The sequence below is a fragment of the Erythrobacter sp. BLCC-B19 genome (assembly GCF_028621955.1).
In the GTDB taxonomy this organism is placed as follows: domain Bacteria; phylum Pseudomonadota; class Alphaproteobacteria; order Sphingomonadales; family Sphingomonadaceae; genus Erythrobacter.
Genome location: NZ_CP117516.1, coordinates 657,448 through 682,448, shown reverse-complemented (window position 1 = coordinate 682,448; position 25,001 = coordinate 657,448). Strand labels below are relative to the sequence as shown.

At 66.7% G+C, this 25,001-nt stretch carries 24 protein-coding genes; 8 read left to right on the top strand and 16 right to left on the bottom strand.

What is annotated here, in order from left to right; all coding sequences use genetic code 11:
- Positions 1-4: 4 nt before the first annotated feature.
- The 3 genes from PS060_RS02965 to PS060_RS02955 are packed head-to-tail and all read right to left on the bottom strand — an operon-like array spanning position 5 to position 5,381.
- Positions 5-3,061 (bottom strand): TonB-dependent receptor domain-containing protein, encoded by a 3,057-nt coding sequence (locus tag PS060_RS02965; RefSeq protein ID WP_273985351.1) that lies wholly within the window; start codon positions 3,059-3,061, stop codon positions 5-7.
- A gap of 2 nt (positions 3,062-3,063) precedes the next feature.
- Positions 3,064-4,002 carry an alpha/beta hydrolase gene (locus tag PS060_RS02960; protein WP_273985349.1) on the bottom strand — a complete coding sequence of 313 codons (939 nt, stop codon included), beginning with the start codon at positions 4,000-4,002 and terminating at the stop codon, positions 3,064-3,066.
- Positions 3,999-5,381, bottom strand: coding sequence for a dicarboxylate/amino acid:cation symporter (locus PS060_RS02955; RefSeq protein WP_273985348.1), 1,383 nt, complete (start codon positions 5,379-5,381; stop codon positions 3,999-4,001). Before PS060_RS02955 ends, PS060_RS02960 begins: the two co-directional genes overlap by 4 nt.
- Before the next feature lie 211 nt (positions 5,382-5,592).
- Between PS060_RS02955 and PS060_RS02950 the strand changes: the two genes are divergently transcribed.
- The 3 genes from PS060_RS02950 to PS060_RS02940 are packed head-to-tail and all read left to right on the top strand — an operon-like array spanning position 5,593 to position 9,377.
- A complete protein-coding gene (locus PS060_RS02950) occupies positions 5,593-7,269 on the top strand; it encodes a sensor histidine kinase (RefSeq protein ID WP_273985347.1) in 1,677 nt (558 codons plus the stop codon).
- Complete coding sequence (locus PS060_RS02945) at positions 7,266-8,591, top strand: sigma-54-dependent transcriptional regulator (protein ID WP_273985346.1); 1,326 nt, start codon at positions 7,266-7,268, stop codon at positions 8,589-8,591. The genes PS060_RS02950 and PS060_RS02945 overlap by 4 nt, the downstream gene beginning before the upstream one ends.
- A 30-nt stretch (positions 8,592-8,621) precedes the next feature.
- Positions 8,622-9,377 (top strand): energy transducer TonB, encoded by a 756-nt coding sequence (locus tag PS060_RS02940; protein ID WP_273985345.1) that lies wholly within the window; start codon positions 8,622-8,624, stop codon positions 9,375-9,377.
- On the opposite strand, the gene PS060_RS02935 is transcribed toward PS060_RS02940, so the two are convergent.
- A complete protein-coding gene (locus tag PS060_RS02935; protein ID WP_273985344.1) occupies positions 9,374-9,793 on the bottom strand; it encodes a VOC family protein in 420 nt (139 codons plus the stop codon). The two genes, PS060_RS02940 and PS060_RS02935, sit on opposite strands and share 4 nt — an antisense overlap.
- A gap of 106 nt (positions 9,794-9,899) precedes the next feature.
- On the opposite strand from PS060_RS02935, the gene PS060_RS02930 reads away from it, so the two are divergent.
- Positions 9,900-10,562 carry a glutathione S-transferase family protein gene (locus tag PS060_RS02930; RefSeq protein ID WP_273985342.1) on the top strand — a complete coding sequence of 221 codons (663 nt, stop codon included), beginning with the start codon at positions 9,900-9,902 and terminating at the stop codon, positions 10,560-10,562.
- Here PS060_RS02930 and PS060_RS02925 read toward each other — a convergent pair.
- Together PS060_RS02925 and PS060_RS02920 are read right to left on the bottom strand one after the other, a co-directional pair.
- Complete coding sequence (locus PS060_RS02925; RefSeq protein WP_273985340.1) at positions 10,559-11,179, bottom strand: LysE family translocator; 621 nt, start codon at positions 11,177-11,179, stop codon at positions 10,559-10,561. The genes PS060_RS02930 and PS060_RS02925 overlap by 4 nt on opposite strands.
- On the bottom strand, positions 11,176-11,643 hold the full coding sequence (locus PS060_RS02920; RefSeq protein WP_273985338.1) for a cupin domain-containing protein: 468 nt from the start codon (positions 11,641-11,643) through the stop codon (positions 11,176-11,178). Before PS060_RS02920 ends, PS060_RS02925 begins: the two co-directional genes overlap by 4 nt.
- Positions 11,644-11,671: 28 nt before the next feature.
- Here PS060_RS02920 and dapE point away from each other — a divergent pair, with 28 nt between their 5' ends.
- The 3 genes from dapE to PS060_RS02905 are packed head-to-tail and all read left to right on the top strand — an operon-like array spanning position 11,672 to position 14,911.
- Entirely contained in the window at positions 11,672-12,823 is a 1,152-nt protein-coding gene (gene dapE, locus PS060_RS02915) for a succinyl-diaminopimelate desuccinylase (RefSeq protein ID WP_273985337.1), read from the top strand.
- A gap of 24 nt (positions 12,824-12,847) precedes the next feature.
- Entirely contained in the window at positions 12,848-14,176 is a 1,329-nt protein-coding gene (locus PS060_RS02910) for a dicarboxylate/amino acid:cation symporter (RefSeq protein ID WP_273985336.1), read from the top strand.
- A gap of 18 nt (positions 14,177-14,194) precedes the next feature.
- Positions 14,195-14,911 carry a hypothetical protein gene (locus PS060_RS02905; RefSeq protein ID WP_273985334.1) on the top strand — a complete coding sequence of 239 codons (717 nt, stop codon included), beginning with the start codon at positions 14,195-14,197 and terminating at the stop codon, positions 14,909-14,911.
- Positions 14,912-14,918: 7 nt separating this feature from the next.
- On the opposite strand, the gene PS060_RS02900 is transcribed toward PS060_RS02905, so the two are convergent.
- From PS060_RS02900 to dapB, 6 genes are all read right to left on the bottom strand, one after another.
- Positions 14,919-15,350 (bottom strand): hypothetical protein, encoded by a 432-nt coding sequence (locus PS060_RS02900; protein ID WP_273985331.1) that lies wholly within the window; start codon positions 15,348-15,350, stop codon positions 14,919-14,921.
- A gap of 73 nt (positions 15,351-15,423) precedes the next feature.
- Positions 15,424-17,172, bottom strand: a complete 1,749-nt coding sequence (locus tag PS060_RS02895) for a vWA domain-containing protein (RefSeq protein WP_273985328.1) — start codon at positions 17,170-17,172, stop codon at positions 15,424-15,426.
- Positions 17,173-17,299: 127 nt separating this feature from the next.
- The gene (nth, locus tag PS060_RS02890) at positions 17,300-17,947 is read right to left on the bottom strand and encodes an endonuclease III (RefSeq protein ID WP_273985326.1); all 648 of its coding nucleotides are present in this window, start codon (positions 17,945-17,947) and stop codon (positions 17,300-17,302) included.
- A 3-nt stretch (positions 17,948-17,950) separates the two neighbouring features.
- Positions 17,951-18,595, bottom strand: a complete 645-nt coding sequence (locus PS060_RS02885; protein ID WP_273985325.1) for a DUF6891 domain-containing protein — start codon at positions 18,593-18,595, stop codon at positions 17,951-17,953.
- A gap of 16 nt (positions 18,596-18,611) precedes the next feature.
- A complete protein-coding gene (locus PS060_RS02880; RefSeq protein ID WP_273985324.1) occupies positions 18,612-19,787 on the bottom strand; it encodes a M48 family metalloprotease in 1,176 nt (391 codons plus the stop codon).
- Between the two features lie 58 nt (positions 19,788-19,845).
- Positions 19,846-20,577: a 4-hydroxy-tetrahydrodipicolinate reductase gene (dapB, locus tag PS060_RS02875; protein ID WP_273985323.1), complete on the bottom strand. Its 732-nt coding sequence runs from the start codon at positions 20,575-20,577 to the stop codon at positions 19,846-19,848.
- Positions 20,578-20,704: 127 nt separating this feature from the next.
- Between dapB and PS060_RS02870 the strand changes: the two genes are divergently transcribed.
- Positions 20,705-21,406, top strand: a complete 702-nt coding sequence (locus tag PS060_RS02870; RefSeq protein WP_273985321.1) for an NAD-dependent deacylase — start codon at positions 20,705-20,707, stop codon at positions 21,404-21,406.
- Here the strand turns inward: PS060_RS02870 and PS060_RS02865 are convergent.
- The 4 genes from PS060_RS02865 to rpsT all read right to left on the bottom strand — a co-directional run bounded on the left by PS060_RS02865 (position 21,395) and on the right by rpsT (position 24,868).
- Positions 21,395-22,168 carry a HesA/MoeB/ThiF family protein gene (locus PS060_RS02865; protein WP_273985320.1) on the bottom strand — a complete coding sequence of 258 codons (774 nt, stop codon included), beginning with the start codon at positions 22,166-22,168 and terminating at the stop codon, positions 21,395-21,397. The genes PS060_RS02870 and PS060_RS02865 overlap by 12 nt on opposite strands.
- On the bottom strand, positions 22,165-22,584 hold the full coding sequence (locus tag PS060_RS02860; protein WP_273985319.1) for a DUF983 domain-containing protein: 420 nt from the start codon (positions 22,582-22,584) through the stop codon (positions 22,165-22,167). Before PS060_RS02860 ends, PS060_RS02865 begins: the two co-directional genes overlap by 4 nt.
- Positions 22,585-22,681: 97 nt before the next feature.
- Positions 22,682-24,085 carry a chromosomal replication initiator protein DnaA gene (gene dnaA, locus PS060_RS02855; protein WP_273985318.1) on the bottom strand — a complete coding sequence of 468 codons (1,404 nt, stop codon included), beginning with the start codon at positions 24,083-24,085 and terminating at the stop codon, positions 22,682-22,684.
- A gap of 522 nt (positions 24,086-24,607) precedes the next feature.
- Positions 24,608-24,868 (bottom strand): 30S ribosomal protein S20, encoded by a 261-nt coding sequence (gene rpsT / locus PS060_RS02850; protein ID WP_273985317.1) that lies wholly within the window; start codon positions 24,866-24,868, stop codon positions 24,608-24,610.
- Positions 24,869-25,001: the final 133 nt, after the last annotated feature.

Genomic DNA, 25,001 nt, shown 5'->3' with positions numbered 1-25,001 from the left:
CCTGTCAGAACGACTTGCGCACTTCAACCCGGAACACCCGCCCGCGCGGCGAGTGCAGCGCGCTGAGGTAGCCATAGGTGTCGTCGGCCAGCGGCGGATCGACGTCGAAGATATTGTTCACCCCCAGCCGGATGCGGGTGCCTTCGAGCAGGCCTTCATCCTCGAAGCTGTAGCTGACCGTCGCGTTGATGGTCAGCATATCATTGACGCGCCAGAAGTTGGCATTGGGATCGTCCGACACCAGCGGCACATCGCGGGTGACGCTGGTGTTCCAGACCGCACCGACATATTGCGCGAACAGACCCACATCGACCGGGCCGTTGTCCCAGTTGACCGAACCGGTGAAGCGCCACTTGGGCCGCCCCTCGATCTCGAGCAGCTGCCCAAGCCCTTCGATCCGCACTTCGGGCGGCAGCGCGCCGGAGGCGACCGCATCGAGCAGGGTTTGGCCGTCCGGCCCGGCGGACTGGACAAAGCTTTCCAGCCGCGCCGCGTTGAACCGCAGGCGGAACTTGCCGATCCCGAAATCGGGGACGTTGTAGGCAAGGCCGAAGTCCCAGCCCTTCGACACGCGGCTGTCGAGGTTGAGATAGGGGTCAAGCACGCGGATGATGTCGCCCGCCGCTGCGAGGCCGGTGCCGGCGTAGAGGTCGATCTGTTCCTGCGTCGGCGTGGCGCGGATCACGTTGGGGTTGCTGCTGCCGGTCTGGCGCAACAGCAGGTCGAGCGCGATTGCGTTATCGTCGCCGAAGGTGCCGACAAGGCCGGTCTGCTTCACGCGCCAGTAATCCGCGGTCAGCGTCAGGCCCGGAATGAACGCGGGTTCGAGCACCGCGCCCAGATTGATGCTCTCGCTGTCTTCCGGCTGGAGCTGGTCGGTGCCGGAACGGAAGCTGATCACGCCCTCGCCCGGACAAATGCCGAGGTTGGCGAGCTGGCCCTTGATGACCTGCGCCTGACACCGCACGAAATCGTCACGGGTGTTCGACCGCGTGGTGCCTTCGTCATTGACCTGCACGAGGTTCGGCGCGCGGAAGCCCTGTGACCATGCGCCGCGGAACATCAGCCCCGGCACCACGGTCCACGAGGCGGCCGCGCGCGGGACGATGGCGGTCTCGTCAATGTCGCGGAAGTGCTCCATCCGGCCAGCCAGCTGGAGGTTGAGCGCGGCGATCAGCGGGATCTCCATGTCCTCGCTGACGAGGGGCACGAAGGTTTCGGCAAAGGCCGACCACACCACGCGCGTTCCGCTGGTGTCGGGCGAGGCGCTGGTGCCGACCACGTCGCTGCCGTCGAACACGCCGGTGACGCTGTCGGTCCAGGTGATGGTGCCATCGATGCGCGGGTCGCGGTCATCGAAGAAGGTCTCGCGGCGCCACTCGATCCCGGCTGCCACCCCGACATCGCCGCCGGGCAGAGTGAACAGGCTGGAATTGCTGACCTTGAAATCGGCGAGCGCAAGGCTGGTGCCGCCCTTGCGGAACACGCTGATGCGGAACGGGTCGATGCTGCTGGTCGGGTTGGGGGTGCAATCGTCATTGCCCGGATCGCCGGTCACGCAGCCGCCGTTGAACGGGTTGTAGGCATCGGGCGTCGACTTGTTGATCGCCTGTTGCAGCAGGGTGAGCGAAACGCGGTTGCCTTCAAGGTCGGTCGCGCGGGCTTCGGAATAGACGAAGCCGGTGTCGAAATCCCAGTTGCCGAAATTGCCCTTCAGCCCTGCGACAAGGCGATAGCTGTCCTTGTCGACATCGACCGTACGGTTGCCCGCGTCGACGAAGCGGTAACGCTCCATGATCACATCCGCGCCGCTGGCGGGGACAGTGAGGCCCGGCAGGCGGTTGGGGTTGGCTGCGCCGCCGGGGAAGGTCACCGGGCCGAAGGGGTTCCAATAGGCATTGCGGCTGATGCCCACCGGCACCGCGCTGAGGATCGCGGCGGGCGTGATGTTGCGGCTGCTTTCCGAGCGATAATAGGTGCCCTCGAAATAGCCTTCGATGTTGTCGCTGAACTCATAGTTGAACAGCAAGGCCGCGTTGTAGCGGGACTTTTCGCTGATCAGCGTGGTGCCGAAGGCGCGGTTGTAGCGCACGGCGGCTGTCGGGTTGTCGCCGTTGCGCGCGCACAGCCCGTTGCCGAATTCGAGGCGGCAGCCCGTGAAGGTCGAGGGCTGGAGATAGAAATCGTCATCGCGGATCGGGGTCTGGTTGTTGTTGGTGATCTGGATGTCGAACTGGCCGAACGGGCCGAAAGTGTTGCGGTTGTTGAACTGCGTGTCGCCTTCGAAATCGGTGCCAACCAGCAGCGGGGTCTTGTCGTCATCGGCGGAGTAGGCCCGCTCGGACGCGTCCATGCCGTTTTCGTAGAAATAGCCGCCATAGACGGTGAGGTTCGCGCGCCCGTCGGCAAAGTCGAAGCCGTAGCCGCCGTTGATCTGGGTGCTGTAAAGTCCGGTGCCGTCGGAATCGCGGTATTCGCCTTCGATGAAGCCGCCCTTGCGGTTGCCGCGCAGGACGGTGTTGACCACGCCCGCCACCGCATCCGCGCCGTAGATCGCCGAAGCGCCGTCGCGCAGCACTTCGAGCCGGCGCACGCTGCCCGGGGCAATCTCGTTGGTGTCAGGGCTGACCACCGGCACCAGCAGTTCGGTCTGGAAGCCGGGGTTCAGCACCATGCGCCGCCCGTTGATCAGCAGCAGGGTGTTGCCCGTGCCCAGATCGCGCAGGTTGATCGAGGCGGCATCGCCGCGGGCATTGTTGGAGGTGACGTCGTTCTGTTCGTTGAAGGCGACGCTGCCCGCCTGCGGGATCGCGCGGAACAGCTCATCGCCCGATGTCGCAGCGACGTTGGCAATGTCGATCTCGTCCACCACGGTGACGGGCAGCACGTCGTTGATCTTGGCCCCCTGGATCTGGGTGCCGGTGACCACGATTTCGCGGCTGACGTCTTCCTCGGGCGTGGTCGGCGGCAGTTCGACAGCGTCCTGCGCCTGGGCGGCGGTGGCAGCAATCAGGCTGGCCCCGCACATCAGCGCGAACCTGCTCAAGAGATTGGTGGACATGATTATTCTCCCCGTTTTTCGATGATTTTGAGTGATTGTGCCCAATGTGCGAACAGCCCCGGCCATTGGCTGATGACCTGATCGGGCGTGCCCAGTCCCCAGCCATGGCCGCCATCGCGGAACAGATGCAGCTCCGCGCTTGCCCCGGCGGCGATGAGGGACTGGAACAAGAGGATGCCGTGCCCCGGCGGCGTGGTCGGATCGTCGGCGGCGGCGAAGATGATGGTCGGCGGCGCGTCCTTGGCCGCATAGGTATCGAGCGACCACGCGGCCTCGGCCTCGGGCGTGGGTTTGTCACCCACGATCTCGCGGCGGGTGCGGGTGGTGTCGTAAGGCGCGCGCAGGGTGACGACCGGGAACAGCAGCACGGCAAAATCGGGCCGGGCCGAGACGTGTTCGAACCTGTCCTTGCCCTCATACAGCGCGCGGGCGGGCTGATAGGCGGTGAAGCCCGCCAGATGGCCGCCTGCCGAAAAGCCCATGATCCCGATCCGGTCGGGCGCGATCCCGAATTCGCCTGCGCGGGTGCGGATGATCTTCATCGCCCGCTGCGCATCCATGAAGGGGGCGGCAGCGTCCCACCCGTCATTGGGCAGGCGGTAGATCAGCTCGAACACGGTAAAGCCCTGCGCGGCGAGCCATTCGGCCGCAGGCGTGCTTTCCTTCTTGAGCTGGATGCGGAAATAGCCGCCCCCGCCCGCGACCAGCACGGCGGCGCCATTGGGCTGGGCGGGGCGATAGACGCGCATCCGGGGGACGGATACGTTCGAGACCGCGCCAAGCCCGCTGCCCTCGGTGCCGATTTTCTCCTCGCCCGCGACCTTGCCCAGTCCCGGCGGCGTACCGGGCCACAGACGAATCTCCTCACGCGGCGGCGCGGTCTCAGCCGCCAGCGCTACGGGTGCGAGCAGGGCGAGGAGGGCGAGCAGCGCGCGGATCATGCCGATTTCTCCAGCACCTTGGCGATTTTCTCGCTGACCGAGCCGGAGCGTTCGTGGCGCTCGATATCCTCAGGCGGCAGCGGCATGGGCGTGCCGGCAAGGGCTGCGGCAAGGCGCGTCTCGTCGAGCGCGCCTTCCCACTTGGCCACCACGATCGTCGCCACCGCATTGCCGATGAAATTGGTGAGCGCGCGGCATTCGGACATGAAGCGGTCGATGCCGAGGATCAGCGCCATCCCAGCCACCGGCACCCCCGGCACCACCGAAAGCGTCGCGGCAAGGATCACGAAGCCCGATCCCGTTACCCCCGCAGCGCCCTTGGAACTGATCATCGCCACCAGCACCAGCGTCAGCTGATCCATCAGCGAAAGCTCCACGCCCACGGCCTGCGCGATGAACAGCGCGGCGAGCGTCATGTAGATGTTGGTGCCGTCGAGGTTGAAGGAATAGCCCGTCGGCACGACAAGGCCGACCACCGCCTTGCGGCATCCGGCGGCTTCCATCTTCTCCATCAGGCTCGGCAATGCGGCCTCCGACGAGGATGTGCCCAGCACCAGCAGCAATTCGGCGCGCAGGTAGCGGATCAGGGCGAGGACCGAAAAGCCGGTGAACCACCCCACCAGCCCCAGCACCACGATCACGAACAGCAGCGAGGTGAGATAGAAGGTCGCCACCAGCGCCGCGAGGTTGGCGAGGCTGCCGATCCCGAACTCGCCGATGGTGAAGGCCATCGCCCCGAAGGCGCCGATCGGGGCCAGCTTCATCAGCATCCCCACCAGCTTGAACACCACCGCGCCGAAGGATGTCAGCACGTCGGTGACAAGATCGCTCGCGGGCCGGGTCGCGGCAATCGCGACTCCGGTCAGGATCGCCACTAGCAGCACCTGCAGGATCTGCCCGTCGGTGACCGCGCTGAACAGGGTTTCGGGGATGATGCCGAGCAGGAAGCCGGTGATGCTGGTCGCCTCGGCCTTGTCGGCATAGTCGGCAACCGCCGCGGTATCGAGCGTCGCCGGGTCGATATTCAGCCCTTCGCCCGGGCGCACCAGATTGGCCACGGCCAGCCCGATCACCAGCGCGAGGGTCGAGAAGGTGAGGAAATAGGCAAAGGCCTTGCCCGCCACGCTGCCGACCGCCTTCAAGTCGCGCATCCCGGCAATGCCGGTGGCCACGGTAATGAAGATCACCGGGGCAATGATCATCTTCACCAGCTTGATAAAGCCATCGCCCAGCGGCTTGAGGCTGGCGCCGAATTCGGGGGCGAAGTGCCCGACGCAGGCACCCAGCGCGATCGCGGCCAGCACCTGCACGTAAAGCTGCCGGTAGAGCGGCTTGCGCTCCGGCGGTGTCACCGGTGAAATGACGCTGTGCGAACCCATTGGTCGCTCGCTCCCCAAGGCTATCTGCTCTCCGCGCGCAAGGATCGGCGCAGCGATAGCGTGGTGCAAGCTTCGCGGTGTCCGGATGCGTCTTGCGTCTTTTCAGAAACTTGGGGGCGTTCCCGGAGTCCGTTGTGCGGAAATCCGCACAATTTTCTTGCGCCCTGTGCGGAAAAGCGCACAAGGCTGGGGCAGGAGGGAGCGCCATGCAATGCAGGTCAGGCTAGGGCGCTGGTATCTGGCCGGGATCGCGGCCCTGGCGGTGCTGCTGATTGGCGGCCTTGCCATGCTCGGGCTCGACCGCGCGATGCGGGTGAGTGCGCTGGCTGAAACCCGCACGGTCGCCACCAGTCAGGCCGCGATCCTTGCCGCCGGACTGGAAAGCGAGCTCAACAAGTTCAGCCTCGTCCCGCGCGTGCTTGCCGCCGATCCCGAGGTTGCCGCCTTGCTGGCGGGCGAGCGCGGACAGCAGGCCGTGCTCAATCGCCGCCTTGCCGCGCTCGCGCAGCAGACCCGCGCGGCGGCGATCTATCTGATGGACGCCAAGGGCACGACGCTTGCGTCGAGCAACTGGGATCGGCCCGACAGCTTTATCGGATCGAATTACGGGTTCCGTGACTATTTTGCCGGGGCGCTGGCCGATGGCACGCGCAGCGAGTTTGCGCTCGGCACGGTGAGCCGTCGCCCGGGGCTCTACCTTGCCCAGCGTGTCGGCCCGGCGGAAAGGCCTCTCGGGGTGGTGGCGGTCAAGGTCGAGTTCGATAGTCTCGAAGCGCGCTGGCGCGATGCCGAGGATGGCGTGTTCGTCACCGATGCGGGCGGGATCGTGCTGCTGGCGAGCGATCCTGACTGGCGGTTCCGCGCTGTCCCGCCCAGCACAGGCGCGGCCAGCCTGCGCGATCCGGCGCGCGATGCGGTGCGTTACGGCGTGGCCAAGCCGCGGCCCTTGCTGCTGCCCGGCAACGACCAGCCCGGCGCACCGGTGCGGATGATCGAGAAGATCCAGCCGATTGCGCCGGTCGGCTGGGAGCTGCATCTGCTGGCCGACCCGGCGCCGCGGGTGTCGGTGGCGCTTGCCAATGGCCGGCTGGCAGGGGTGAGCGCGCTGGCGCTGCTCGCGCTGCTGGCGGCGGGCGTGTGGCAATGGCAGCGCCTGCGCGAAACCCGCGTTGCCGCTGCAACCGCTGCGCAAACCGCGACACTGCGCGAACAGCTGCGACAGGCCAACCGCCTTGCCACACTCGGCCAGATCACCGCCGGGCTGGGCCATGAGATCCGCCAGCCGCTCGCCGCGATGCGGGTGTTTGCCGAAAATGGCGAACGCCTGCTCGCGGCCGACCGCACCGACGAGGCGGCGGCGAACTTTGCCCGCATCGCCGGGCTTGCCGCAAGGATCGGCGAGATCACCGAGGAACAGCTCAACTTCAGCCGCCGCCAGATCGAGGAGCCGCGCCTTGTTACCCTCGCCGAGGTGATCGACGGGTCGCTGCTGCTGCTGCGTGACCAGATCCGGCAGAAGGGCATCGCCCTCACGCCCCCTGCCGCAGAGGCCGCCACCGCCACGGTGCGGGCGCGGCACGTCCAGCTGGAGCAGGTGCTCGTCAATCTCCTCCAGAACGCGGTGCAGGCCTGCGAGACGGGCGGCGCGATTGTGCTGGCGATCGCGGCGGAGGGCGCTGCGCTGCACCTCAGCGTCACCGACAGCGGCCCCGGCGTTCCGGCAGACCTCGTCGATACCCTGTTCCAGCCCTTCGTCACCAGCAAGCCTGACGGCATTGGCCTTGGTCTTGCCATATCGCGCGACATCATGCGCCAGCTGGGCGGCGACCTCCGCCATGAGGCGGTGCCCGCCGGCGCGCGCTTCACCATGGTCATGCCCGCCGCATGAGCGCCGCCCCGATCCATGTCGCGCTGGTCGAGGACGAGCTGCCGCTGCGCGAGGCGACGATGCAGATGCTCAGCCTCGACGGGGCCGAGGTCACGGGCTTTGCCGATGCGCGCGCGGCGCTCGACTGGCTGACGGCGGATTTTCCCGGTGTGGTCGTCAGCGATGTGCGGATGCCCGGCATCGACGGGATCGCCTTCTTCGCGCGGCTGCGGGAGATCGACCCCGATCTGCCGGTGATCCTCACCACCGGGCACGGCGATGTCGCGATGGCGGTGGCGGCGATGAAGAACGGCGCGGCGGATTTCCTGACCAAGCCCTATTCCTCCGCCGATCTGATCCTCGCCGTGCGCGCCGCTGCCGAGCGCCGGGCGCTGGCGCTTGAAAACCGGCGTTTGCGCGAAGAGGCAGGGCGCAGCGCTCACAGCGCGATCCCCGGCACCTCGCCCGCCGCCCAGCGGCTGCGATCGGTGATCGAGGGGGTCGCGCGGTCGGAAATCGATGTCGTGCTGACCGGCCCGGCCGGCACGGGCAAGAGCCACGCCGCGCGCGCGATCCATGACCTCAGCCCGCGCCGCAGTCGCCCCTTTGTGACGGTCGATGCCGGCGTGCTCGCGCATGAGGATGCCGAACTGCTGCTGTTCGGCCGCGATCCGGGCGGGCCCGGCGGGGTGGGACTTTCGCGCACCGGGCTGATCGAGCGTGCGCAGGGCGGGACGCTGTTCCTTGACGAGATCGAGGCGGCCAGCGGGGTGCTGACGACAAGGCTGTTGTCGCTGGTGGAAAAACGGCAGGTGCTGCCGATCGGCGCGGCGCAGCCCCGGCGGCTCAACATCCGCATCATCATCGCCCAGCTCGCTGGAGGGGCCGCCGAAGACGCGCGTGATCCGCTGTGGCACCGGTTGGGCGCGGTGCAGATCGCCTTTCCGGCGCTTGACGAGCGGCGCGAGGATCTGCCGGAGCTGTTCCGCCGCTTTGTCGCCCGCCATGCCCGCGAACTGGATATGCCCGCGCCGACCATCGGGGCGAGCCAGTGGCGGCACGTTCAGACCCACAAGTGGCCGGGCAACCTCCACGAATTGTCAGGCTATGCGCGCGCTTTCGTGCTCGGCCTTGCCGATCTCGACACCCTGCCAGCTGCCCCCGGTTCGTCCGAGCTGTCGCTCCAGCAGATCGTCGCAGATTTCGAACGCACCGTGCTCGAAGACGCGCTGCGCCGCTGCCGGGGTGATATTGCTGCCTTGCAGGCGCAGTTGCAGACCCCGCGCAAGACGCTCTACGACAAGCTTGCGAAATACGACCTCAAGCCCGCGCACTATCGCTGAGGGGGCTTCAGGCAGAGAGGAATGTGCCCGATGGTTCGCATGATGATCCGCGCCGCTGGTCTGGCCATCGCGGCCGTGCCGGTTGCCGCCCTGGCGCAGGGCGCGCCCGCGCAGCTGGAATGGACGGTGCGGGAATCGCCCTCCAGTTGCTCGGTTTCGGGGCAGCCGGACGGCGGATTCCTGTTCCTTGCGATCAATGCCGAGGGCGGCAGCATCTGGCGCGTGCACCATCCGGACATGACCATCGCGCAAGGCGACGTGGTGCCGGGCGTTCTGGAAGTCGACGGTGCCGCACTGGCTTTCGAGGCCCGCGGCGCGCGCACCAGTGACGGCACACCCGGCTTCACGGCGGCGGCGACCGAAACCGTGCGCGCCGCGCTGGGGACGGGCGGTGAGGTGACCATCAGGCTGGAAGGCGGGCCGCCGATCGCGATGGGTCTTGCAGGACTGCCCTCTGCTCTGACCGCCATGACGAACTGCGCTGCCAAGCTCAAGCCGCGCGATCCGGCGACGATCCCGGTGGTGCGCGCGCGGGCGCTGTCCTTCCCGTCGATCACCCGTTCCGACCTGCCCACCGCAGGTGCGACGGCGCGGGTGGTGGCCTTCCGTCTTGGCGTTGCGCCCGACGGGTCGGTGTCAGGCTGCACGATTGTCGAATCCAGCGGCGCTCCGGCGCTCGATGCCAGGGTGTGCGAGATGCTGGAGGAAGGCGCGCAGTTCGAACCGGCGCGCAATGCGACGGGCGATGCGGTGGCCGATACCTTCCAGTCGCGGCTGAAGTTCTAGGTCGCGAACAGGCTGGCGGGGTCGGCGAAGGCCTTGAACTCCAGCGCATTGCCGCTGGGGTCGCGCAGGAACATGGTGGCCTGCTCGCCCGGCAGGCCCTTGAAGCGGATGGTCGGTTCGATCACGAAATCCGCAGCCCCCGCCCGCAGCCGATCAGCCAGCGCTTCCCAGTCGGGCATCGACAGCACCAGCCCGAAATGCGGCACCGGCACGCCGTGCCCGTCGACATGGGTGTTGGCGCGGTCACCCGCCTTGCCCGGCGCGAGGTGGGCGACGATCTGGTGGCCGTGGAAGTCGAAGTCGATCCATTCCTCCGAAGACCGCCCTTCGCCGCAGCCCATCACGCCGCCATAGAAGCGGCGGGCCTCGGCCAGATCGTCGACCGGGAAGGCGAGGTGGAAGGGGGGCAGGGTCATCGCGGCGGCTCCTTGTTCGCCTGCGATAAACCGTTCAGCCTCGACAGCGCTAGTCTGAATTCCTAGGGAGCCTTCACAAACCGTCTCGCAGGTGGAGCGCAGACCCATGAAACTCATCATCGGCAACAAGAACTATTCCAGCTGGAGCCTTCGCGGCTGGCTGGCGGTCAAGCAGTCCGGCCTGCATTTCGAAGAGCTCACCGTGCCGATCATGGGGGAGGAGTGGGAGCGGCTGAAGCACGACATGGGCGAGGTGCAGCCCTCCAGCGGCAAGGTGCCGATCCTGTGGGATGGCGATGCGGTGGTGTGGGATAGCCTCGCGATCCTCGAATACCTCGCCGACAAGGTCGGGCGGGCGCGGTTCTGGCCGAAGGAAGAGGCCGCGCGCGGCATGGCGCGGGCGATGGTGGCCGAGATGCACTCGGGCTACCAGTCGCTGCGCCGCGAGCTGCCGATGAACATTCGCCGCCGGGTGGAGCTGCCGGGCCTGTCTGACGCGACCCGCCACGATATCGTCCGCATCCTCACCCTGTGGGCCGAAGCCCGCGCGCGCCATGGCAGCGCGGGGCCATACCTGTTCGGCACTTTTGGTGCGGCGGATATCTTCTACGCGCCGATCGTCACCCGCTTCGTCACCTATGGCATCGGCGTTCCCGGCTTTGCCCAGGCCTATATTGAGGCCATCGCCGAGCATGACTGGATGCGCGAATGGATCGAGGCGGCGGGGCGTGAGGAATGGGTGATCGAACAGTTCGAGGTGGTTCGCTAGAACGCCTTCGACGCGAACCACACGCCCACGCCCAGCATCGCCAGCGCCAGCACCCGGCGCACCGCCCTGGCCCGCGCCTCGGCCATCAGCGCCCCCCGCGCGCGTCCGGCCCCCAGCACCAGCGCGCAGTGGACAGCGGTGGCGATGGTGACGCTCACTGCGGCAAGGCTCAGCCCTTGCCCAAGGCTCGGTCGTCCGCCGGTCACGAACTGCGGCATGACCGTGATCAGGAACAGCGCCGATTTGGGGTTGAGGAAATTGATGACAAAGCCTGCGAGCGCGTGACGCGGGCTATCGCTGCGCGGCGGCTGTGCGGTGGAACTGATGCCCGCATCGCGCCACGCCTCCCACGCCAGCCACGCCATCATCGCCGCCGCGAGCAGCGATACGGCGCGCTCAAGACCTGCTCCCTGCCCGAGGATCAGGCTGGCCGCGATGACACTGAGGACGGCATTGGCCGCCAGCCCCAGCGCAATCCCGGCAATCGCGCCGAGCCCCGCGCGCCGCCCTTGCGAGAGCGTGAGCGTGACGATCCACGCCATGTTCGGTCCCGGCGTCAGCTCGATCAGCAGCACCGCAAGCGCAAAGCCAGCCCAATCAACCCCGGCGTCGATCACGGGATGCGGTGCGCCTCGTAACGGGTGCCGTCCTTGCGCGCATAGCCTTCAGCGTCGAACACCATGTCGATGTCGGAATATTCGCCGCTGTCAGCCTCGCGCCCGCCTGCGCTGACGGCGACGAAGATGCACGGCGCATCGGATCGGTTGTGCAGATGGTGCCCGTTTTCCTCCCCCGCCGGGAAGGCGAGCACATCGCCCGGCCCCACGGGTGTCTCGCCGTGATCGTCGATCAGCACCGCATGGCCGCTGATCATCACCACCAGCTCGTCCTGCCCGCGGTGCCAGTGGCGCTGCGAGGAGAAGGCGCCCGGCGCGAGGGTCACATGGCTCGCCCCCATCAGCGTCAGCCCCGCGGGCGGCGCGAGGCGGCGATACCAGCGCCCTGCGACCGCCGCGTCAAACGGCGGCGGATAGCCGGTCGCATTGGTTTGGGGAATCGCGGTGAGATCAAGCTTGGGCATTGCCGGAAACTCCTGCTAGGCAAGCACCATGCTTGACGTCACCGACCTTGCCAAGCGCCTGATCGCCGCGCCATCCGTGACGCCAGCAACCGGCGCCGTGTTTGCCGAAATGGAAGCGATGCTGTCCCCTCTGGGCTTTGCCGTCCACCGCTTTGTGCGCGGGGACGGGCCGGAGGGTTCGGACGAAGCCCCGGTCGAAAACCTCTTCGCGATCCGGCCCGGCCCGGCGGGGTCGAAGCATTTCGCCTTTGCCGGGCACCTCGATGTGGTGCCGCCGGGTGAGGGCTGGGCCTCCGACCCCTTTGATCCGCAGGAGCGGGGCGAGCTGCTCCACGGGCGCGGCGCGGTCGACATGAAGGGCGCGATCGCGGCGATGGTCGCCGCCGTCGCCGAAGTTCCGCAGGAGGCGGGGACGATCAGCTTCATCATCACCGGCGATGAAGAAGGCCCGGCGCTCCACGGCACCCGCGCGCTGATCGATTACATGGCGGCAGAGAGCATCCGCCCCGACCTGTGCCTTGTCGGCGAGCCCACCTCGGTCAACCGGCTGGGCGACATGGTGAAGATCGGGCGGCGCGGATCGGTCAACATCTTCATCGACGTGGAAGGAACGCAAGGCCACGTCGCCTATCCGCATCTGGCCGACAATCCGCTGCCCAAGCTGGTGGCGATCCTCTCCGAGCTGGACGCGCTGACGCTGGATACCGGCACCAGGTGGTTCCAGCCGAGCAACCTCGAAATCACCGACATCAATGTCGGCAACAAGGCGCACAACGTTATCCCTGCGGCGGGGGCGGCGCGCATTTCGATCCGGTTCAATGACCTGCACACCGGCAAGAGCCTGTCCGACCGCGTCTGCGCCATCGCCGAAAAGCACGGCGGCAGCGCGCGCCCGGTGATCTCGGGCGAACCCTTCCTGACCGAGCCGGGCGCCTTCTCCAAGCTGGTGAGCGCAGCGGTCGAGGCTGAGACCGGCATCGCGCCCGAACTTTCCACCACCGGCGGCACATCCGATGCACGGTTCCTGCGCAGTATATGCCCTGTGATCGAATTCGGCCTGTGCAACGCGACGATGCACAAGCGCGACGAGGCGGTGGCGATCCCCGATCTGGCCGTCCTCGCCCGCATCTATGCCCGCATCGCTGCGGCGGCGCTGGCGCTTGAAACGATTGAAGAATAGCCGCCGCGGCGGACGGGAGCGAATATGGACCGCAAGCTGACCCTCTATATCCTCGTCGGCATGGTGCTCGGCGTGATCGTCGGACAGGTGCTCAACCAGAGCGTCCCTGCCGATGTGATCAAGGCCGACATCGCTCCGTGGTTCAAGCTGCTGTCCGACATCTTTTTGAACCTCATCAAGATGCTGGTCGCGCCGCTGGTGCTGTCCACCATCGTCGTCGGCATCGCCCACATGGGCGACAGCGCGGCGCTGGGCCGCATCGGGGTGCGGGCGCTGACGTGGTTCATCACCGCGAGCCTGATCTCGATTGGCCTCGGCCTTGTGCTGGTCAACCTGTTCCAGCCCGGCGTCGGCGCGCCGATCCCCGATGCTGCCGCTGCCACCGCTGCGGTGGGCGAGGTCAAGGAGCTGAAGGCGACCGACTTCATCCTCTCGATCTTCCCCAAGAACGCGGTCGAGGCGCTGGCGACCAACAACATCCTGCAAATCCTCGTCTTCTCGATCTTTGCCGGGGTCGCCCTGTCGGCCATCGGCGATCGCGGCAAGGCGCTGGTGACGGGGGCGGATGCGCTCGCCGAGATGATGCTGCAAGTGACGGGCTACGTCATGCGCTATGCGCCCGTAGCGGTGTTCGGCGCGCTGGCGAATGTCGTGGCCGCCAGTGGTCTGTCGATCCTCGGCACCTACCTCACGCTGCTGCTCGAATTCTATTTCTCGCTGGTGCTGCTGTGGGCGATCCTGCTGGGGGCGGGGGCGGTGTTCCTGGGGCGGCGCATCCTCGCGCTGATCCGCTATATCCGCCAGCCGCTGATGATCGCCTTTTCGACCGCTTCATCCGAAGCCGCGCTGCCCAAGCTGTTCGAACAGCTCGACCGCTTCGGCGTGCCGCGCCGGATTTCAGGCTTCATGCTGCCGCTGGGCTACTCGTTCAATCTCGACGGTTCGATGATGTACATGAGCTTCGCGACGATCTTCATCGCGCAGGCTTACGGGATCGAGCTGAGCATCGGCACCCAGATCATGATCCTGCTGACGCTGATGATCTCGTCCAAGGGCATCGCCGCCGTCCCGCGCGCGAGCCTTGTGGTGATCACCGGCACGCTTGCCATGTTCGGCCTGCCGGTCGAGGGCGTGGCGATCATCCTTGCCATCGACCAGTTCCTCGACATGGGCCGCACCGCGACCAACGTGGTGGGCAATGCGGTGGCGACTGCGGTGATCACCAAGTGGGAAGGGATGCTCGAAGTCGAAGAGCCCGAGGTGGTCGAACACCCCCACGCGCCGGCGCACACCGCCGCCGATGGCCGTGCGGGGCTGGATCTCGACCCGAGCAACTTTGAAGAGGGGCGGTAAGCCCAAGAAAGGGGGGCAATGGATCAGGAGGATATTGCAGGTGGCAGCAGCCAGATCGTCGACGTCAGCTTCAGCAAGTTTCCTGAGAGCATAGACCGCAGCTCGGAAGCCTTTGTTGCGGTCATCACCGGGGACGGCGGCAAGGCCTATGCCGGGCTCGGCGGCATCGCCTGTGCCGGGATCGTCGGAGAGGCGCATGTCCAGAAGGCTGGGATCGCCATGTGCGGGCCTGGATTGGACAACAAGAAGGGCCTCGCCAATGGAGGGGCTGGCTGTGTCGTCTTTGCTCAGGCTGGAAGTAATGCAGTCGGTGGCGACGAGTCGGTGGCCATCTGCGCAAGAGGCGGCGATGCCACCTGCGGCACCTATGGCATTGCGGCGACCATGGACGGCAAGGCGATGTCCGCCCGCCCGGCGGCGGTTGCCATTGCCCGCAGGCGCAACGCAAAGGGCGCCGAGGCCCGCGTCGCGACCGGCGGCGTGGCCATCGCGCGTGACTACCTGCCTGATCTGATCAAGAGCGGCCCCGCGCGCGCGCACGCCGGAACCTGCGGCGTCGCCATCGCTTTCGAGGATAACCACCTGTCAGGCGATCTCGGTGCGCTGCTGGTCGGCACCTATCGCGGCAAGGACGGCAGCACCCGCTTCGCGACGGCGGTGGTGGACGGCAAGGCGATCCGGCCGGGTGTGGTCTATGAGGTCGACCGCAGCGGCCAGTTCGTAACGGTCGGCTGAGGCTGGCCTACCCCTTCGCTTTCCGCACATACTCGACCGGCACAAACTCGCCCAGCGAGCAGCCTGCGCCGCGTTGCGGCACGCCGGCGATGTTTTGCAGGGAATAGACGATCTGCTGGCTGCACAGCTGGTCAATCGAGGTTTCGTAGGTGATCGCCCGGTCGAAGGCGAGGCTTGGGCAGCGGCTTCTGAGCGTGTTGCGATAGACCTTCCCGCCCTGCATTTCGAAGTCGATCACCATGTCCGATCGCACGATGGTCTGGCGGATTTGCGAGCGGGGGATGCAGCGCTCGCCTGCTCCCTTCACCGTGGCCGCAGGCGCATCCGCAATCGCGGCGGCGGTGCGCGCGGCGTCGACGGCAGGATCGGTCGGCGCGCAGGCGGCGAGCGATGCCGCAAGTCCGATCATTGCGGCGGGGGCGTAAAGGCGCAGGGTCATGGCATCGTTCTCCCACAGATGACACGCTGCCATCAAACGCCTCCGTGCTTGAACCGGAGCTTAAGCCCGCGCCTCAACTGACCTCGCGCACCATCTGGATTTCCACCCCATCGAGCGCGTTCTTCAGCACCAGCCGGTCGCCCCGGATGCGATAGTTGAACACCAGATCGGTGCCCTCGATGTGCAACTGCCGTTCGTTGATGGCGAACTCCTGATAGATTTCGTCCCCGGCGGCGCGGCCCTTTGTGCGTTCGGTGATAAATTCGCCGTCGCGGGTGATTTCGACCCGGTCGCCGCGCGAAATGTCGTCCACCCCCTTGTGCATCGCCACGCGCCAGATGCCGACGACCTCGTAAGGCTCGGTCTTGCCGTCGGTCATCAGCCCGGCAAGCTTGGCCGCGCGGGTCTGGAGCGTGCCGACCAGCTTCTGCTCCTCGCCCAGCCCCTCGATGTCGGCGGCGGCCATGCGCTGCGACAGATCGCCGAGGATGCTGGCGGCGGCGGCGGGGTCGTTTTTCTCGTGATAGGCAGTGAGCGCCGCCTGCGTGCTGCGGAACTGGTCGACCAGCATTTCGGCCTTGGCGAGATTGGCAGGCGGCGGGCCACTGGCGGCGATCACCGGCTTGGCATCGCTTTCGCGCTTGTCGGTGATCGCGTCGGTATAGGTCACCGACACCTGCGCCAGCGCGCTGCCCGGCTGGGCGGGCGTGCCTTCCAGCGTCGCGAAGATCCCGCCGCCATTGCTCGACAGGAAGGCGCTGCCGATGGTGACTGTCACCGTGCCGGCGCCCGCATCGGCGATCACCTCGCCCGGCACGCCATAGATCGCGCCGACTTTCATCCCGTCGGCCGGGTCGATCGAAAGCACCAGATCATAGGCGACCGCGCTGACCATGTTGGCGAACTCGCGCTCGAACAGCGCCTTGCCCGAATCCGCGGAGGGCAGGAAGAACATGTTCCCGCCGCGCACGCTCGAGATCTTCACCGCCAGATCGCTGCGGAAGTGATCGCCCACCCCGATGGTGGTCATGTCCACGCCCTTGCGCGACCCGTCCAGCGCCTGCCCCATGAAGCCTGCCGCCGAGGTATCGCCGACATTGGGGTTCTCGTCGGTGAACAGCATCAGGCGGGTCTTGCCGCGGCTGCTGCCCAGTTCGGCAAAGGCGGTTTCGAACCCGAGTTTCAGCCCGGCTTCCATATAGGTCGAGCCGTTGATTTCGATGGCATCGATCGCGCGGTGCAGCGCTGCGCGGTTGCCTTCGACATCGACCACCTGCTGATGCACGCGCGTGTCGCTGCCATAGATGACGATGCCGAACCGGTCGCCCTCGCGCATCTGGTCGAGCGCGGCGTGGAGCCCTGCCTTGACCTGCGCGATGGGCGGCCCCGACATCGAGCCGGAACGGTCGATTACCGCGATCAGGCTCAGCGGTTCGGCCTTGTAGCTGTCCGCATCGACATTGCTGTCGAAGCCGATGCCAAGGAACTGCGTGCCCGCATCCCAGCTTGCAGGCTTCGCATGGGGGACGACGCAGAACAGCTGTTCGCATGGCCCGGCGGGGGGCAGGGCGAGATCGTGCTCGCTGAGCAGCCCTTCGGCGGTGAGGCTTGTGGCATCGGGCAGGCCGTCGGCAAAGTCGCTCAGGGCAATCGAGCGGAAGTGCTTCACATCCTTGGCGCCGCCTGCGGTGATGCGGGTGGCGGTGACGATCACCGCATCATAGGCGCTCTGGTCGTCAGCCTCAGCCTCGGTCTCGTCTTCGGGTGGGGCAGCGTCCTGCGCGATGGCGGGGAGCGCCGCGAGCGACAGGCAAGCGCTCACAAGCAGAGCGCGGCGGGACGACGTGACAAAGCGCATGGGCTTCTCTCCCCTGATATGTCCGGGGAGGTTAACCCGATTCGCGCAGGCCGCCTAATGGTATGGTTTTGCAACGGAACCCGCAGGCGGATCAGCCGCGCGGGTTCTCCAGCACCTTCTTGCGGAAGCTGCACAGGTCAGCGACCTTGCAGCGCCAGCACTCGGGTTGCCGCGCCTTGCAGACATAGCGCCCGTGGAGGATCATCCAGTGGTGCGAATCCCGGCGGAAGGGGGCGGGCACGCGCTTTTCGAGCTTGGCCTCGACATGATCCGGGGTCTTGCCCTTGGCCATGCCGGTGCGGTTGCCGAGCCGGAAGATGTGTGTGTCGACCGCGAAGGTCTCCTGCCCGAACCAGCAATTGAGCACCACATTGGCGGTCTTGCGCCCCACGCCGGGCAGCTTCACCAGCGCCTCGCGGGTGTCGGGCACTTCGCCGTCATGTTCATCGACGAGAATCTGCGAGAGCGCGATCACGTTCTTGGCCTTGGAGTTGAACAGGCCGATGGTCTTGATGTGCTCCTTGAGGCCCTCCTCGCCAAGGTCGAGCATCTGCTGCGGCGTTTCGACCTCGCGGAAAAGCGCGCGGGTGGCCTTGTTGACCCCCACATCGGTCGCCTGCGCCGATAGCGCCACGGCGACCAGCAGCTGATAGGCATTGCCATATTCCAGCTCGGTCTGGGGCGAGGGGTTGTCTTCCGCGAGACGGCGGAAGAATTCGAAGATCTGGTCCTTTGTCATGCCTCAGCCGAACAATCGCCGCCAAAGGCCGTTCCCGCTCGACCCGGCCTGCGGTGACGGGGCGGGGCGCGTCCAGCGGGTGCGGCGCTGCCAGACGATGCCAGGCACTTCGATGCGGGTTTCGGGATCGCGGTTCCAGTTCGCGGCTAAGCGCTCGGCAGCAAGCGCGGCAGTGATGGCATCCCCGATCGCCTGCTTTGCAGGAGCGCCCTCGGCCACGGCATCGAAGCCGATGAACAGCCCGCCGCCGCCGACCGCACGATCCACGTCCTGCCCGTGGTAGAAGGCAAAGCCCCGCCAGCGGCCGGGCGGGCTGCGGCCGATGGTGTCCCACGCATCGCCATGCGCATCGCTGGTGGTCACCCCGGCATTGTGGAGCGCGAGGATGCCGTCCGCTTCCAGCGCGGCGAAGGCCCGGTCCAGCCGGTCGCAATCGGTCTCGGCCGGCCAGCCTGCCTCGGCGGCGCGCTTGGCGACCATGGCCGCGCGGGCGTGATCGCGCACGGCAGCAGCGTAGGGCGCTGCGTCGGGATCGAAGGCCATGTCGGCGATGTAGGTTTCGAGGTCATCCTCGTTGAAAAAGCCCCCCGCGATCAGCGCGCTCACATGGTCGCGGTGATAGGCCAGATCATCGAAATCGTCCTCCATGCCCGCTTTCCCCTCGTTACTTCGCTGCGGCCTTGGGGTGCGCTGCCTTCCACTCCATCGCCATCAGCGCACGCTTTTCGACCGAGGGGTGGGTGTAGAACAAGGCTTCCTCGATCGCCGAGGGGCGCGGGTAGCGGTATTCGGCGGTCTTCACGAGAGCGGTGGCGAGCGCATCGGGCTCGTTCACGGTCTCCAGCGAATATTGATCGGCCTCGGTCTCGCCCACACGGGTGAGGGTGTTGGTGAGCGGCGTCACCAGCAGGCCGAGGATCGATCCGACCACCGCAAAGGCAGGCAGGCCGCGCGCCTCGTCCAGCCGGGCATCGCTCCCCAGCAGACGCGCGGTCGGGGCGAACAGCCGGTCGAGCAGGAAGAAGAACGCCATCGCCAGCAGCGGGAAGATCACCGCATAGCGCCACACATGGCCAAGCTGGTAATGCCCCGCTTCGTGCCCGGTCACGGCGCGCACTTCGGCAAGGCTCGCCTGCTTCAAGGCCACGTCCGAAATCGCGATCCGCGCGCTCGGCCCGATGCCGGAAACATTGGCAGTGAAGCGATCCGACTGGCGCGAGCCATCATACATGAAGATGCGGTCTTTCGGGATGCCGACATCATCGGCGATCTGTTCGAGCGCGGTGCGCACCTCGCCCGGTGGCACGGGCTTGTATTCGTTGAACAGCGGCTCGATCAGCGGCGGGGCGGCCAGCAGTGCCAACAGCACCGTCACCCCCGCCAGCCCGCCGCTCCACAGCCACCAGCGCGCGCCCGTCTTGCGGATCAGGGCATAGACCCCGGCCAGAAACAGCCCGCCCATCACCATGCCGAGCCCCTCGCCGATCGCCATCTGGCCGAGGAAATCGCCCAGGGGCTGGCTGGAGAGGCCATAGCTGCGCTCGCGGTGCCAATCGGTGTAGAGCGTCCAGGGCAGGGCGATGAGGGCGGAGATCAGCATGAACCCGGCGCTGACGGTGAAGGTCGCGAGGAACCCCTCGGGCCGGGCAAAGCGGGCCGCGATCCGGTCAAGCAGCTTCAGGCGCACCATGATGAAGGCGACGAGGATCGAGACGAGCACCCCGCCCAGCAGCAGCCAGTGATTGCCGGTGGTGTAGGCCTGCGCCTGCGCCAATGCCTCCGGCCCGAGGCTGTCGACCATCTGCGCGGCCTGCTGCGCGGGCGTGAGAATTGTTGTCATGTCTGAAGATCCCCTTGTGTATTACACCAATAATACACCCGCGCTCTAATCGGTCAAGCTAGAGCCCCAGCACATCTTCCATCGTATAGCGCCCGGCGCTCTGCCCGGTCAGCCATTCCGCCGCGCGCACTGCGCCGCGCGCAAAGATCATGCGGTTTTCCGCCGAGTGCGACAGGGTGAGGCGCTCCTCGCTCCCGGCAAAGATCACCGAATGTTCGCCCGCCACGGTGCCGCCGCGCAGGGTGGCAAAGCCGATTGCGCCCTCGGCGCGCTTGCCCGTCATGCCGTGGCGACCGCTTTCCATGTTGTCGCTGAGGATGATCCCGCGCCCCTTCGCCGCCGCCTCGCCCAGCAGCTTGGCGGTGCCGCTCGGCGCGTCGACCTTCATGCGGTGGTGCATTTCCAGCACCTCGATGTCCCACTCCGGCCCCAGCCTTGCGGCGGCCTCGCGCACCAGATGGGCCATCAGCGTGACACCCAGCGAGAAGTTCCCCGATTGCAGCACCGGTATGGCGCGCGCGGCTTCGGCGAGCATGACGAAATGCGGCTCTTCCAGCCCCGTGGTGCCGACGACGATGGGCTTGCCCGCCACCTTCGCCGCGCCGAGATTGGCTGCGAGCGCATCCGGCGCGGAGAAATCGACCAGCACGTCGCACTGCGCGGCGTGCGGCCCGATGCTGCCGCCCGCATCCACGCCGACGCACAGCGCGTGCCCCGCCTCAGCAATCGCCACCTCCAGCGCCTGCCCCATGCGGCCCTTGTGCCCGATCACTCCGAATCGCAGTGCCATGATCACTCCCCGTTCGTCCTGAGCTTGTCGGAAGCGAAGCTGGGCGTTGCCCAACGACGGCTTTTCCTTCTACGTCCTTTGAAGAAAGGGCAGGGCTTCGACAAGCTCAGCCCGAACGGAAGGCAAAATGAGCACACCGCGCAGCATCGTCATCCTCACCGGGGCCGGGATTTCCGCCGAAAGCGGGATCGACACCTTCCGCAGCGCCGGCGGCCTATGGGAGCAGCACCGGGTGGAGGATGTCGCCACGCCCGAGGGCTTCGCGCGCAATCCCAATCTGGTGCTCAATTTCTACGATATGCGCCGCGCCGCGCTCGCCAATGTCGCGCCGAACCCGGCGCATGACGCGCTGGCGCGGCTGGAGCGGGCGTTTGCGGGCGATCTGCTGCTGGTGACGCAGAATGTCGATGACCTGCACGAACGCGGCGGATCGGCCCGCGTGCTGCACATGCATGGGGAGCTCAAGAGCGCGCTGTGCACCTCCTGCGAGACCCGCTCCCCGTGGCTCGGCACCATGATCGAGCGCCCCCCGTGCCCCGTCTGCCGCGCGCCGACACTGCGCCCCGACGTGGTGTGGTTCGGCGAGATGCCCTACCAGATGGGCCGCATCTATCAGGCGCTCGAGACCTGCGACCTGTTCGTCAGCATCGGCACATCGGGTGCGGTCTATCCCGCAGCAGGCTTCGTGCAGGAGGCGCGGGGGGCGGGGGCGCGGTGCCTCGAACTCAATCTCGAACGCTCGGAAGGCTCGCGCTTCTTCCACGAAACCCGCCTCGGCCCGGCGAGCGTGCTGGTGCCGGAATGGGTGGAAGAGGTGCTAGGCGGCTGAGCCACACGCGCGGCAGGCGGGGTCCTTGGCAATCCGGATCGCGCGCATCCCCGGGTCGAGCCCGTCGAGGATATGGAGCTTGCCAAAGCCCGGATCGCCCAGCGCGCTCACGCCCGCCAGCAGCACCTTGACCGCCTGCATCGCGGCGAAGGTCGCGACCCAGCCCGCCATCGCGCCGAGCATCCCGTCATCGGCGCAGGTGTCGCAGTCCTCGGCGTCGAAGGCATCGCCGACGAAGCAGCGGTAGCAGGCCTGATCGTCGAGGTGCCCGGCCCATGCGCCGACCTGTCCCTGAAAGCGTCCCACCGCGGCCGAGAGCAGCGGGATACCTGCGGCAACGCAAGCGTCCGAGACGGCGAGGCGGGTGGCGAAATTGTCGGTCCCGTCGAGCACCAGATCGGCGCCCGCGATCAGGCTCGCGGCGTTCTCCGGCGTGATCCGCGCGTCGGACACATCGACTTGCAAGGCATCATCGAAGTTCGCCAGCCAGCGCCGCGCCGACACCGCCTTGCCATAGCCCACATCGCGGGTGGTGAAGATCGTCTGGCGCTGGAGATTGCTCACATCGACCACATCATCGTCAACCAACGCCAGCCGCCCGATCCCGCTCGCGGCGAGGTATTGGAGGGCAGGGCTGCCGATCCCGCCGAGGCCGATGATCGCGACCTTGCACGCGGCGAGGCGCACCTGCCCCGCGCCGCCGACTTCGGGCAGCACGATATGGCGGGCAAAGCGTTCGAGCCGTGCTGGCGAGAGGCTCACGGCGTCTTGTCCTCCTTGCGCCGCTCCTGCTTGAAGGCGCCGATGCCGTGCCACCACAGGAAGGCGATCACCGCGCCCTTGGTCGGCTGGAGCATGGCGAGCAGCATGATGATCGACACCGGAAGCAGGATCGCCAGCGTCAGCCACGCCGACACGCCGCCCGAAATCATCGCGATCACCACCGGCGCGAGCAGATGGCCGACCACGAAGATGCCGATATAGGCCGGAAAATCATCGGCCTGCTGCACCGACCAGTCCTGCTTACAATGGCTGCAGCGGTCGACCGGCTTGAGCCATGCGCGGAACAGCGGTGCCTCGCCGCAGCGCGGGCAGCGGCACTTGGCCCCGCGCAGGAGGGCGGGAATCCAGCCGGTGGGTAGCTGGATAAGCTCGGGAGAAAGGCGCAGATGAGGCATGGACGGGCTGTTTACAGCCTGTGCAGAGCCTGTCGACAGGCCTGTGGGCAGGCCTGTCGAAAGAGTGGTGCAAAGTTGGGGGATAGCCTGTGGCGGATCAGCTCTCGAGCTGCCGCAGCAAGCTCCTCACATCGCCGTCCATGTCCGCGTCGCGCTGGCGCAGGTCTTCGATGAGGCGCACCGCGTGGATCACGGTCGAATGGTCGCGCCCGCCGAACTTGCGCCCGATTTCGGGGTAGCTGCGCGGGGTCAAGACCTTCGAGAGATACATCGCCACCTGACGCGGGCGCACCACCGCGCGGGCGCGGCGCTTGCTGCTCATCTCGGCGCGGTCGATGCGGTAAAATTGGCACACGGTGCGCTGGATTTCATCGATGGTGATCCGGCGGCGGTTGGCGCTGAGGATGTCGGTCAGCTGTTCTTCGGCCAGCTGCAACGACACGTCCTGCCCGGTCAGCTGGGCATAGGCGATCAGCTTGTTGAGCCCGCCAACCAGCTCGCGCACATTGCGGGTGATGGTGCGGGCGAGGAAATCGACCACATCTTCGGGCACGCTCAGCGGCGCAAAGCGGGTGAGCTTGCTGACGAGGATCTTCTTGCGCAGCTCGATATCGGCGGGCTGGATATCGGCCACCAGACCCATCGACAGGCGGCTGAGCAGGCGCGGCTCCACCCCGTCCAGCGCCTGGGGCGCGCGGTCGGCGGCGAAGACCAGCCGCTTGCCCTCGGCCAGCAGCGCGTCGATCGTGTAGAGCAGTTCTTCCTGCGCGCTCGCCTTGCCGATGATGAACTGGATATCGTCCACCAGCAGCAGATCGAAGCTGCGCAGCCGCGCCTTGAACTCGATCGTCTGGCTCGATTTCAAGGCCTGCACGAATTCGACCATGAAACGCTCGGCCGAGCAGTAGAAAATCCGCGCGCGAGGGTGCGACTGGAGATAGCCGTGGCCGATCGCGTGCAGGAGGTGGGTCTTGCCCTGTCCGGTCGCCGCCTTGAGATAGAGCGGCGAGAATTGCGGCTGTTCGAGCGCCGCCATGCGCTGCGCGGCGTTGCAGGCGAGAATGTTCGCCTCGCCGGTGATGAAGGCGGCAAAGGTCAGCGAGGCATCGAGCCCGACCGATGAGGTGAAGGTCGCATCACCCAGCGCGCCTGCGGCCATGGCAATCGCGCTCGCGCCGTCATTGGCGGGGCGGCGGCCATCGTCGAGACGCAGGTCGGGCAGCTGGCGGCGGCCCGGATGGACCATGATGTTGACCTCGCGCACTTCGCTGCGCGCGATGCTCCACGCCAGTTGCAGCCGGTCGTGGAACCGGTCACGCACCCAGTTGGCCGAAAATTCGGTGGGGAGATAGAGATCAAGCGCCCCGGTCTCGCGGTTCAGCGCACCCAGCTGGATCGGCTTGATCCACTGACTGTGAAGCTGGTGACCCAGATCCTTGCGCAGACCCTGACTGATATCGGACCAATCGGCAGCGAGATTTACGGCTTCGACATCTTCCATCAAATGCTCATCGGCATGGCGGCCACTCGTCCGCGCCTTGTCAGTCCTGTGCACAAGCTCATCCCCAATTCACGCGCGGCCGGCTGGACCCTCCCAGATCCGCCGACACTATTTCATCCCATTGCGACAGGCACTGCCTTTCCACTTCCCGGAATCAGAAATTCCGGGAACCCCCCTGTCGGTCAGTTTGTAAAAGCACCCGGACTGTCCCGCGCCGGATGGAGGTTCTGTAAAGAACGCTGCGCCGCTTTGCGCAAGCGCGGACTTTTAAAAAAAGTGAAATAATCCTGTTGACTCGCGGCAGGCCCGCAGACTTGCGTTGAAGTCTATGATTTTGCTGAATAAACCTGCCATTCACCATGCGAATCGCGAGGAATCCTGACGTTTGTGGATGATAGGCCTGTCGCAAGTGTCACAAACGAAACGGGCCGCGCCTGTTCAGCGCGGCCCGTTTGGGATTTCCGGCCTCGGCAACCCGTAATCACACGCAGTATGTGGTGATCCGGGGTGCAGCGATTCGGTTCAGAGCGTGGCGACTCGGCGAGTCAGGCGCGACATCTTGCGGGCCACGGTGTTCTTGTGCAGCACGCCGCGCGCAACGCCGCGGGCCATTTCCGGCTGGGCCGCCTTGAGCGCAGCGGCAGCGGCTTCCTTGTCGCCGGCTTCGCAGGCGGCTTCGACCTTCTTGATGAAGCTGCGGATGCGGCTGATGCGCGCGCCGTTGATGGCGGCGCGGTTGGCGTTGCGGAGGATGCGCTTCTTGGCTTGCGGCGTATTGGCCATGTTCGTGTCTGTCTCGCGTTTGGTTCAGGCCGCTTGCGACGACCGGGAAATGAGGTGGCGGTTGCTCGAAAAAGGGCGAGCGGACGCATGGCCCAACCGCCGGAAAGCAGCGCCCTTAGTCAGAATGGCGCTT